Annotated in this window: 7 protein-coding genes; all 7 read left to right on the forward strand. The window is 70.2% G+C overall.

Features of this window, described 5'->3' with window-relative positions:
• Nucleotide 1: 1 nt before the first annotated feature.
• Nucleotides 2-1,759, forward strand: a complete 1,758-nt coding sequence (locus ACSHWB_RS34740) for a choline/carnitine O-acyltransferase (RefSeq protein WP_439657524.1) — start codon at nucleotides 2-4, stop codon at nucleotides 1,757-1,759.
• Nucleotides 1,760-2,211: 452 nt separating this feature from the next.
• Nucleotides 2,212-5,295: an AfsR/SARP family transcriptional regulator gene (locus ACSHWB_RS34745; protein WP_439657525.1), complete on the forward strand. Its 3,084-nt coding sequence runs from the start codon at nucleotides 2,212-2,214 to the stop codon at nucleotides 5,293-5,295.
• Nucleotides 5,296-5,476: 181 nt separating this feature from the next.
• The gene (locus ACSHWB_RS34750; RefSeq protein WP_439657526.1) at nucleotides 5,477-6,517 is read left to right on the forward strand and encodes a hypothetical protein; all 1,041 of its coding nucleotides are present in this window, start codon (nucleotides 5,477-5,479) and stop codon (nucleotides 6,515-6,517) included.
• Nucleotides 6,518-6,601: 84 nt separating this feature from the next.
• Complete coding sequence (locus tag ACSHWB_RS34755) at nucleotides 6,602-6,793, forward strand: hypothetical protein (protein ID WP_439657527.1); 192 nt, start codon at nucleotides 6,602-6,604, stop codon at nucleotides 6,791-6,793.
• A 193-nt stretch (nucleotides 6,794-6,986) separates the two neighbouring features.
• The gene (locus ACSHWB_RS34760; RefSeq protein ID WP_439657528.1) at nucleotides 6,987-8,558 is read left to right on the forward strand and encodes a thioesterase domain-containing protein; all 1,572 of its coding nucleotides are present in this window, start codon (nucleotides 6,987-6,989) and stop codon (nucleotides 8,556-8,558) included.
• On the forward strand, nucleotides 8,555-8,818 hold the full coding sequence (locus ACSHWB_RS34765) for an acyl carrier protein (protein ID WP_439657529.1): 264 nt from the start codon (nucleotides 8,555-8,557) through the stop codon (nucleotides 8,816-8,818). The genes ACSHWB_RS34760 and ACSHWB_RS34765 overlap by 4 nt, the downstream gene beginning before the upstream one ends.
• A gap of 6 nt (nucleotides 8,819-8,824) precedes the next feature.
• Nucleotides 8,825-10,810, forward strand: a complete 1,986-nt coding sequence (asnB, locus tag ACSHWB_RS34770; RefSeq protein ID WP_439657530.1) for an asparagine synthase (glutamine-hydrolyzing) — start codon at nucleotides 8,825-8,827, stop codon at nucleotides 10,808-10,810.
• Nucleotides 10,811-10,823: the final 13 nt, after the last annotated feature.

Consider the following 10,823-nt stretch of genomic DNA (forward strand, 5'->3'; position numbering starts at 1 on the left):
GGTGATTGTGAGCGACGGCAAGACGTTCAGCTACGAGGACCAGCTGCCAAGGGTGCCCCTGCCGACGCTGGAGGAGACCTGCGCGCGGTTCCTCGAGTGGTGCGCCCCGCTGCTGACCGACGCCGAACTGGCGACCACCGAGGCCGCAGTCGAGCAGTTCCTCGCGCCGGACAGCACGGCCCGGTCGCTGCACGCCGCGCTGGAGGAGTTCGACGGCACCGAGGGCGTCCGCAGCTGGCTCGACCTCTTCTGGCCGACCCGCTACCTCGGCCGCCGCGACCGGATCGCGTTGAACGCCAACTTCTTCTTCCTCTTCCGCGACGTCGAGGAGACGCAGGAGCAGCGGGCTGCGGCGTTGATCTCCGCCGCCGTCGCCTACAAGGTGCGGCTCGACGCCGAGGCGATCCCGCCGGTCGTGCTGCGCGGCGAACCGCAGTCCATGGTGCAGAACAAGTTCCTGTTCTCCGCCACCCGGATCCCGCACGTGCAGCAGGACACCGCGCGCACGACGTTCCCTTCGGACGCGCGGCACGTCGTGGTCTTCTTCCGCGGCAACGCCTTCAAGATGGACGTGTTCGGGCCGGACGGCGTGCCGCACGACCTCGGCGACCTGGCCGGCGGCCTGCAGGCGATCATGAAGGCGGACCGGGCGGAGTTCTCGGCCGGGCCGCTGACCACCAAGGCGCGGGCGGCGTGGGCGCAGAGCCGTGAGGCGCTGCTGGTGGACAACGCTGCCGCGCTGGAGACGATCGAGACGGCGTTGTTCTGCGTGGCGCTGGAGGACTTCGCGCCCGCCGACACGCTGGCCGCGTGCGACCAGCTGCTGCACGGCGACAGCGCGAACCGGTGGTTCGACAAGGCGGTGACGTTCATCGTCTTCGCGGACGGCCGGGCAGGCATCAACGTCGAGCACTGCGAGCTGGACGGAACCACCATCCTCGCGTTCACCGACGCGATGCTGAGCGTGCCGACCGAGGAACACCTCCGGGTGTCCGGCGCTTCTGCGCAGGGACTGCCCGCGACCGAGCCGGTCGAGTTCGTGCTCTCCGAGGAGCTGCGCGAGGACACGGTGGCGGCCGCGGCGTCGTTCGCCCAGTACGGCGCGGACACGGCGACCGTGACGCTGTCGTTCGAGGACTTCGGCAAACAGCGCGCGAAGGAGCTGAAGATCTCGCCGGACGCGTTCGTGCAGATGGCGTACCAGCTCGCGCACCAGCGGTCGAAGGGCTTGCAGGGTGCGACGTACGAGTCGATCGGCACCCGGCAGTTCCAGAACGGCCGGACCGAGGCGATGCGCGTGGTGACGCCGGAAGCGGTCGCGTTCGTGTCCACTGTGGAGGACCCGTCGTCCTCGCGGGCCGACCGTCGCGCGGCGTTCAGGTCAGCGGCGGACGCGCACGTCCGGCGCGCCAAGGAGTGTCAGGCGGGATCGGCGCCCGAGCAGCACCTGTGGGAGCTGCAGCTGATCCACAAGCGGCGCGGCGGCACGGAGCCGTTGCCGCTGTACGACACGCCGGGCTGGACGATCATGCGTGACGACTACCTGAGCACCAGCTCGGCGCCGTCGGAGCACATCCAGTACTTCGGTTTCGGCTCGACCAGCGCCAAGTGCATCGGCGTCGCGTACGTGCTGCTGCCGGACCGCTTCAACCTCTACCTGAGCACGCCCCAGCCGGTCGCCGAGGAGATGCACAGGTTCGCTACCTACCTCGGTGAGGCCATCACCGAGCTGCAGGACCTGCTCGCCACCGAGGACTGACCTTCCTGGCCGGGTCGTCGACGGGGATCGGACTGTCGTCTTGCGCCGTCGGCGCGTGGGCGACAGCCCGTTCGGTCGTCGCCGAGTTCGCGAGTTGAAAAGGTGCTACTTCGTTCTTAGCGCATTGTTGCTAGGGAAACACCCAGACCTGTGAAGATCCCGCGGTATTTGGTGGAACTCCCGTAATTCCATGCGGGGGAAGAACCTGGCGAACGACCAGTCTCTTGCTGTCCTGCATTTCATGCGAGGGTGTTCTGCCTGGCAGGATGGGGTGTGGAAGGTGTGGCGGCGGTCCAGTCGGGCGGTGCTGCGGCGTGAGGTGTTCACATTCGGTGCTGATCTGTATCGTTTGTCGTAGTAGGTTTCTGATGCTGACCGAACGGACTCGTCATTCGTTCCTGTGACGGAAACGCGTTGGGTCGACGAAAGCCCGATCCGAGTGAGGTGACGATGTGACCAGCACGTCGAAAGGTCCTTCGTCGACCCGGCGGCCGGCGGGGGAGGAGGACCTGCGGATCAACCTGCTCGGGTCGCTGGAGTGCTGGGCGGGCAGCCGCCGGATCCACCTCGGCGGCCCCGTGCAGGAACGTGTCATGGTCGCCCTGCTGCTCGACGCGGGGCAGGTCATGTCGGTCTCGCAGCTGGTCGACTTCGTGTGGGACGAGGAGCCGCCCGCCACCGCGACCCACCAGGTGCGCAAGGCGGTCGCCCGGCTGCGGCAGCTGATCCCCTCCGGCGGGGAGATGATCCTCACCGAGGGGCCGGGCTACCGGATCGAGCTGCCCGTCGACCAGCTCGACCTCAGGGTCTTCCTGGACCTGCTGGAGAAGGCAGGGAAAGCCTCTTCGCGGCAGAGCTGGGAGGAGGCGGCGGCACACCTGCAGGCCGCGGTGGCCCTGCGGCGCGGCGAGGTGCTCGCGGGCAGCGGCGGCCAGGCCATCCAGACCGCGGAGGTGGCGCTGCGGGAACGGTATCTGGACGCGGTCGAGCAGCTCGCCGACCTGCGCCTGGCACGGGGCGAGTCGCGGGAGCTCGTGAGCGAGCTGCGCGAGCACGTCGCCGCCAACCCGCTGCGCGAGAAGCTGCGCTCCCAGCTGATGCTGGCGCTGTACCGCTGCGGGCGGCAGGCTCTCGCGCTCAACGAGTACCAGCAGGTCTGCCGGCTGCTGGCGGAGGAACTCGGGATCGACCCCGGTCGCGAGCTCGCCACCCTGTACGAGCGCATCCTGCGCAACGACCCGGAGCTCGGCCCCGCCACGCCGGCCGACTCCCCGGTGGCCGAGACGCTCCCGGCCGTCGTCCCGGCGCAGAGGGCCGCGTTGCGCGCGTTGCCTTACGACCTCGCGGACTTCATCGGCAGAGAGCCGGAGCTCGTCGCGTTGCGCGAGATCGTCAGCGAACCGGCCGGCCAGGGCCCGCGGGTCGTCGCGATCGACGGGATGGGCGGCGTGGGCAAGACCTCGCTGGCCGTGCGCTTCGCTTACCTGGTGGCCGAGACCTTCCCGGACGGCCAGCTCTGCCTCGACCTCTGCGGCTACACCGCCGGTGGCACGCCGGTGTCGCCGGCGGTCGCCGCGGAGAAGCTGCTGGGCATGCTCGGCGTGGAGACCGACGCCCTGCCCTCCGAGGCGGACGCGCGCATCGCCCTCTGGCGGACGATGACGACGGACAGCCGGCTGCTGGTGCTGCTGGACAACGTCTGCGACGTCGCCCAGGTGCTGCCGTTGCTGCCGCAGAGCGGTCAGGCGCTGGTGCTGGTCACCAGTCGCACGAGGCTCATCGACCTCGACGGCGCGCACTGGCTGACCCTCGGGACGATGACGAACGAGGACGGCGCCGCGATGGCGGCCCAGGTGCTGGGTGGCCGCCGGGCCGCCGCGGAGCCGAAGGCCGTCGCCGAGCTCGTCGCGCTGTGCGGGCACCTGCCGCTCGCGCTGCGGATCGCGCTCAGCCGTCTCGGCAACCGGCCCCGCTGGCCGATCAGCTACCTCGTCGACCGCATGAGCGACGAGTCCCGGCTGCTGGACGAGCTCAAGTCGGGCGAGCGCGGAGTGGACCTCTCGCTGCGGATGTCCTACGAAGGTCTCGCGTCACGGCACCGCACGGCTTTCCGGACGCTCGGCGTGTGTCCCGGTCGCGACGTGGACGTCCACTCGTCGGCCGCGCTGCTCGGCATGTCCGCGCTCGAGGCGGAGGCCGTCCTCGAGGTGCTGCTGGACGCGCACATGCTGAAGCAGCACGAGATCGGCTGCTACACCTTCCACGACCTGGTGCGCAGCTTCGTTCGCCAGCTGACCCACGCGGAAAGCGGGGACGAGGTCCAAGCGGAGACCCAGGCCGCGTTCGCCCGCCTCCTCGAGTACTACGTGCGGGCCACCGACCAGGCGTGCGACGTCCTGTTCCCCGGCAGGGCGGTGCTGAGCGGCACACCGGTCACCGCGATGTTCGAGCTCCCGCAGATGGCCACCGGCGACGCGGCTCGCAAGTGGACGTACCGCGAGCAGGCCACCCTGCGACAGGCGCTCGTGCTGGCGCACGAGCGGGGGTTCGACAGCCAGGTGGCCCGGCTGGCCCGCAACATCGTGTTCCTGCTCGACGCGGACGGACTGGTCGAGGAGTTCGCCGAGGTGGCCCGGCTGGCCGTCGTCTCCTCGCGCAAGGTCGGTGACGCCGAGCTGGTGCGCTTCAGCCTGTCGAACCTCGCGGTGGCCAACTGGAAGCTCGGCCGGCTGACGGCGGGGATCGAGGCCGTGTCGGAGGCGCTGGCCGTCGCGAAGGCCATCGACGACCGCAGGGGCGTCGCGAAGGACACCGGGGTGCTCGGCCTGCTCGTGCTGACACAGGGGCGCTACGACGAGGCCCAGCCGTTGCTGGAGGAGTCCATCCGGATCAAGCGGGAGCTCGGTGCCGGACGAGCGGAGGCGGAGTCGCTGGTCAACCTCGGCACGCTGCACGAGCAACGAGGTGACTACGCGGAGGCCATCGCCGTCGGAGAACGCGCTCTGATGCTGAACCGAGTGCTCGGTGTGCACGAGAACGAGGTCGTCACGCTCGCCTACCTCGCGATGACACGGCTCGCGATGGGCGAGGTGTCCGAGGCGGACGCGCTGCTGACGACCGCGCGCGAACTCACCCTGACCGTCGGCGTTCCCGGCGACATCGCGTTCGTGTACGTCCTTTCCGCACTGGTCGGGCACCGCCTGGGTCGCACGACAGAGGCTCGCCAGTTCGCCGCGCTCGGACTGGGGCTGGGCCACCAGAAGGTGCGCTGGACCCCGTTGCGCAGTGTCGTCATCGACAACCTGACCGCGCGCCTGCACCGGGCACAGTCCGAACTGGACGAAGCGCGTGTGCTGCACGAGCGCGCGCTCGGCCTCGCCACGCGGATCGGGTGCCGGATCGAGGAGGCACGGGCGCTCGCGGGCCTGGCCGAGATCTGCGACCGGCGCGGAGAGGACGAGCGGGCGCTCTCGCTCGCACAGCAGGCGAGCACCCTGTTCGACAGCCTCGGAGTTCCCCGCCACGCGCGTTTCTGACGGCAGCGGCGGCGCGGGAACGGATCGGTATCCGCTGAGGGCACTCTTGCTCTGAAGCAGGTGTCACCAGCTGTTGCGGTCCGGGAAACTCCCTTGGCCACACTGATCCGCCGAGGAGCACGACGATGGAGCAGCGGCGTACGAGTGATCGGTCCGGCAGGACCGGGAACGCGGAGCCGAGATGAGCCCTGAGACACGGCTGCTGCTGTGCTTCCCGTCGGTGTCGCTCGCGCGCAAGGCCGTGCGCAGCGGAGTCGATCTGCGGCTGGTGGTCGCGCGGGACGAGCGGCAGGCCTTCGAGATGCTCGCGGAGGACCGGATCGACGTGGTCGACCCGGACGACGAGCACGCGGTGGCACGGACCGTCGCCCAGGTCGTCCGCGATCATCACATCACGCACGTCCTCACCGAGGACGGATTCCCTGCCGCGCAGACGGTTCCGCACTCCGCCGGCGCGGCACACGTCCTCGCCGAGGACGACCGGCTCGCCGAGGTGCTGGCGACGAGCCGGTATCCGATGATCCGCCGCACCACCGCCGCCGGAGCGGACATCCCCGAGGCCGTCGGCAGGATCGGCCTGCCCGTGCTGATCCGCTCAGGACGGCGGGACGAGGTCGTGCTGCGCCGGAGCGCGGAGCTGACGGACTGGCTGCGCGGCGACACCGGCCCGGTCGAGATCGCCGAGTTCGTCTTCGGGCCGGAGGTCGTGATCACCACGCTGACCGTCGACGGCATGCACCGCGTCGTCGGGGTCACGGCCAAGTGGGCGGTGGCCGGCGGGACGCGGTACCTGCACCCGGCCGAACAGGACGAGAGCGCCTCACGGGAGACCCGCGCGACCGTCGCGGCGGTGCTCGACCTGGTGGGCTACGAGTTCGGGCCCTCCGAGACGACGCTCGTCCTGTCCGAGCACGGGCCTCACGTCGTCAGCGTCCGGCCGGGGTTCGGGTCGGGGACGATCGCCCGGCTCATCGAGATCGCGGCGGGCGTCGACCTGCGGACCGAGCTGTTCCGGGCGTTGGCGGGTGGTCGGATCCGGTCGTCGGGCGCCCGGTGGTTCGCGGGAGCGGAGCACTCGCACTCGACGCGCGGCGGTGACGGGGGCGCGCTGTACGTGGTGGCCGAGGGGCCGACACCGGAAGCCGTCGAGGCACTGCTGGACCGGGCCCGGCTCGACTCCGATTCCCCGTCGAGATCCCGCGGATCCGATCCCATCGCGTAGGTACTGAAGCGGTATCGGGGAAAGGAACGGATCGGGAACCACGGCTGCGACAGTGGTTCCAGTCGAAGGAATGGGAGTGACACAGTGTTGAAGAACGCGACCGCACAGCGATTCGTCATCCTCGCCCGCGTCACCGGAATGGGCCTGGCCGCCGTGGCCGCCCTCGTCCTGGGCATCGGGGACTCCGGGGTCGAAGGACCCAACGTGGCACCGACGTTCGCATCGGCGCCGATCGCCGGTGGTTCCGCCGTCCATGCCGGCGTGTTCACGGCCTGATTTCGCGCCGCCGTTCCGTTCTGGTTCGCTCGCTGACCGACTCCGGCCGGCGACACATTCTCCTCTATTCCGACCGTGGTCGACCCATGCCCGAAAACGGTCTGGTGACGACCTTTTCCGGCCGGTGGCGCCGATCGCCTTTCCCGGACGGGAAGGCCTCTTCCGATCACATTCATCCGAGAGCGGAGCAGCAATGCCTGTCACGCACGGAGGCGGCGTCGCGCTCTTCCCCGGCCAGGGCACCCAGGCCAAGGGGATGGGGGCGGGGCTGTTCGACCGACATCCCGAGGCGGTCTCGCTGGCGAGCGACGTGCTCGGCTACGACATCGAGCGCCTGTGTCTCGAAGATCCCGACGGCCGCCTCGACGACACCCGCTACACGCAGCCCGCGATCTTCGTGGTGAACGCGTTGTCCTACTGGGACGGCATCGCCGGCGGCGAACCGCCGGCGGACGTGCTGCTCGGGCACAGCCTGGGGGAGTACAACGCGCTGCTCGCCGCGCGGGCGTTCGACTTCGAGACGGGCCTGAAGCTGGTGGCGCAGCGGTCCGCGTTGATGGGCTCCGAACGTGGCGGCGCGATGCTCGCCGTGGTGGGAGCCTCGCTGTCCCGGCTCGAGGAACTGCTCGCCGAGAACGGGCTCACGACCCTGGACGTGGCGAACCGCAACACCCCGAACCAGAACGTGCTCTCCGGGCCGGCCGCGGACATCGACCGGGCCCGCGAGACCTTGGGGGAACAGGGTTTGCGGGTGGCGCGAGTGCGCGTGTCCGCGGCGTTCCACTCGCGGTACATGAAGTCCGCGCGGGAGGAGTTCGCGGCGTTCCTGCGCGGGTTCCGGTTCTCGCCGCTGACCAGCACGGTGATCGCCAACGCGACCGCGCGGCCGTACCGCGACGGTGAGGTGGCCAGCACGCTGTCGGCCCAGCTCGACGGCGCCGTCAGGTGGTCGGACAGCGTCCTCGCGGTGCTCAGCCGGCTGCCCGCGGCACGGTTTCGGGAAGTCGGCGGGAACGGGGTGCTGACCAGGATGGTGCGCCAGATCGAGACCGCCCCGGCGACACCGGTGCCGGCACCGCGGCGCGTGTTCACCATCGCGTTCGCCGGTGGCGACGACAACTCCTACCGGCCGCTGGGCGAGCACCTCGCGGACGTCGAGGTGGTGCCGCTGGAACGGCCCGGCCGCGGGCGGCGTCACTCCGCGCCGTTCGTCACCGATCCCGACGCGCTCGTCGAGGACCTGACCACCCAGCTGCGGGACCACCTGCGCGGCGACGAGCCGTTCGCCGTCTACGGCCACAGTCTCGGCGCCAGGCTCGCGTTCGAGGTCTGCCGGCGGCTGCGCGCCGAGGGCCTGCCCGCACCGGTGCGGCTGGTCGTGTCCGGCGAGTGCGGGCCGTCGGTGCCCAGCAGGGAACGGGACACCTGGCAGCTCACCGGGGACGCCTTCTGGGCGCACCTCGACGAACTCGGCGGGGTGCCCCATCAGCTGCGCCAGTACGAGGACCTCATGGCGCACTACGAACGCGTGCTCCGCGCGGACTTCACCGCGCTCGGCCGCTACCGCCACCGCGACGAGCCACCGCTGGACGTGCCGATCACGGTCGTCACCGGCGACCTCGAGCCGTTCACGGAGGCGGACGTCGCCGCGTGGCAACGAGAGACCACCGCACCGCTCGTCCGCCACCGTCTGCCGGGCGACCACTTCTTCATCCGCGCCCACTGGCCCGAACTGGCCCACCTGATCGAAGGAGCAACCCCATGACCGCCGAGCTGACCGCGGAGCTGAAGAGCTATCTGGAGAACGAGGCGCTGTTCACCTTCGGCGACGAGATCACCGAGGACACCGACCTGTTCAAGGCGGGTGTGCTCGACTCGTACGGCTACATCTCGCTGATGAACCACGTGCAGGAGCGCTACGGCCTCGAGCTCGGCGAGCAGCTGCTCGACGAGGTGCTGGTCTCGCTCAACGCGATCGTGAAGTTCGTCGAGGCCCACGTTCTGTCCTCAGTGGATGGTCGGTGACCGGGGATGTGTGGAATCGCGGGCGCCTACGCGGGCACCCACCGGATCTCCGGGCACCAGGACCTGATCGCGGGAATGCTGCGCCAGATCGAGCACCGCGGTCCTGACGAGGCCGGCTGCTACCTCGACGACCACCTCGTGATGGGCACGGTCCGCCTGAGCATCATCGATCTCACCCACGGCTCCCAGCCGGTCGGCAGCGAGGACGGCCGGTGGTGGCTCTGCTACAACGGCGAGCTCTACAACTACCGCGAGCTGCGCGCGGAGCTCCAGCGGCTCGGCGCGCGCTTTCGCACCGACTCCGACACCGAGGTGGTGCTCCAGGCGTGGATCGCCTGGGGGCGTGACTGCCTGAGCAGGTTCAACGGCGCGTTCGGCTTCGCCGTCTACGACTCGCTGACGGGCGAGCTCACCCTGGTGCGCGACAGGTTCGGCAAGCGCCCGCTGTTCGTCGCGCGCCACGAGGGGCAGTGGCTGTTCGCCTCCGAGATGAAGGCGTTCCTGGCCGTTCCCGGTTTCCGGTTCTCCTTCGACTCCGAGCAGCTCGCGTCGATCTTCGCGACCTGGACTCCGCTGCCGGCGCAGAGCGGGTACCGCGACGTCGAACAGGTGCCGATGGGCGAGTTCCTGTGCCTGCGCGGCGACGAGGTCGAACGGGGCCGCTGGGCGCCGCTCGACCTGGAGCCGGGGCTGCCGCCGGACTCCGAACAGGACGCGGTCGAACTGGTGCGGGCCGAACTGGCCGCGGCGGTCGACGTGCGGCTGCGCAGCGACGTCGAGGTAGGTGTCTACGTCTCGGGCGGGCTCGACTCCTCGATCATCGCGCACCTGGCGGCCGGACGGCAGCAGCACCCGCTGCGGACGTTCTCCATCGAGTTCGAGGACGCCCAGTTCGACGAGTCGGCCGAGCAGGAGGCGCTCACCTCGCGTCTCGGCACCGACCACCAGTCCGTGCGCGTCCGGGACGACGACGTCGTCCAGGCGTTCCCGGCCGCGGTCAAGCACGCGGAGGTGCCGGCGTTCCGCACCGCGTTCGTGCCGATGTACCTGCTCGCGGAGAAGGTGCGCGAGGCGGGCATCAAGGTGGTGCTGAGCGGGGAGGGCGCCGACGAGGCGTTCCTGGGCTACGGCATCTTCAAGGACGCGTTGCTGCTCGACTCCTGGCACGACCTCGACGAGAAGGAGCGGCTGGACCGGATCGGGCGGATCTACCCCTACCTCCCGCACTTCTCCGGCGAGAACGCTCCCAAGCGCATGCTGGGCCTCTACCAGCAGTACACGGAGGAACACCTGACCGGGCTGTTCTCGCACCAGATGCGGTTCCAGAACGGCAAGTTCGCCGCCCGTCTGCTGCGCGGCGCCACCGATCCGTTCGCCGCCGCCCAGCGGATGGTCGCGTCCGAACCGGGCTACACGGCGCTCGACACCGTGCGCAGGGCGCAGTGGCTGGAGTTCCGCACGCTGCTCTCGGGCTACCTGCTCTCGACCCAGGGCGACCGGATGGCACTGGCCCACGGCGTCGAGAACCGCTGCCCGTTCCTGGACCCGGCCGTCGTGCGGCTGGCCGCGTCGCTCAACCACCGCTTCGGTGACCCGTTCGACGAGAAGCACCTCCTCAAGCGGGCCTTCGCCGACGTGCTGCCGAAGAAGGTCGTCGAGAAGGGCAAGTTCCCCTACCGCGCGACCGACGGCGCGGCCTTCGTGCGTGCCTGGCCGGAGTTCCGCGACGTCCTGACCGACCAGACCACGCTCGACGCGATCGGCGTGCTCGACCCGCGGTTCACCCGCGCCCTGGTCGACCGCGTCTTCACCAGTCCCGCCGAACGGATCGGGACCAAGGAGAACCAGGCCTTCACGCTGCTGGCCTCCCTGCACTGGCTGCACCACTGGTTCGTCCGCAGGCAGGCGTTCGACGCCTCGCCCCTGCGCGCCGGGCTGCACGTGGTCGATCGCCGCACGAGCGCGCTGCCGGCCGGACACGGCCAGGAATAGACGAGGAACCTCC

Origin of the sequence: Lentzea sp. HUAS TT2, assembly GCF_051853195.1 — a bacterium.
Lineage (GTDB): Bacteria > Actinomycetota > Actinomycetes > Mycobacteriales > Pseudonocardiaceae > Lentzea.

What these genes read in the sequence shown, in the direction of transcription:
- ACSHWB_RS34750 (WP_439657526.1), top strand. Translation starts at nt 5,477, where the DNA reads ATGAGCCCTGAGACACGGCTGCTGCTGTGCTTCCCGTCGGTGTCGCTC.
- ACSHWB_RS34760 (WP_439657528.1), top strand. Translation starts at nt 6,987, where the DNA reads ATGCCTGTCACGCACGGAGGCGGCGTCGCGCTCTTCCCCGGCCAGGGC.
- ACSHWB_RS34765 (WP_439657529.1), top strand. Translation starts at nt 8,555, where the DNA reads ATGACCGCCGAGCTGACCGCGGAGCTGAAGAGCTATCTGGAGAACGAG.
- asnB (WP_439657530.1), top strand. Translation starts at nt 8,825, where the DNA reads ATGTGTGGAATCGCGGGCGCCTACGCGGGCACCCACCGGATCTCCGGG.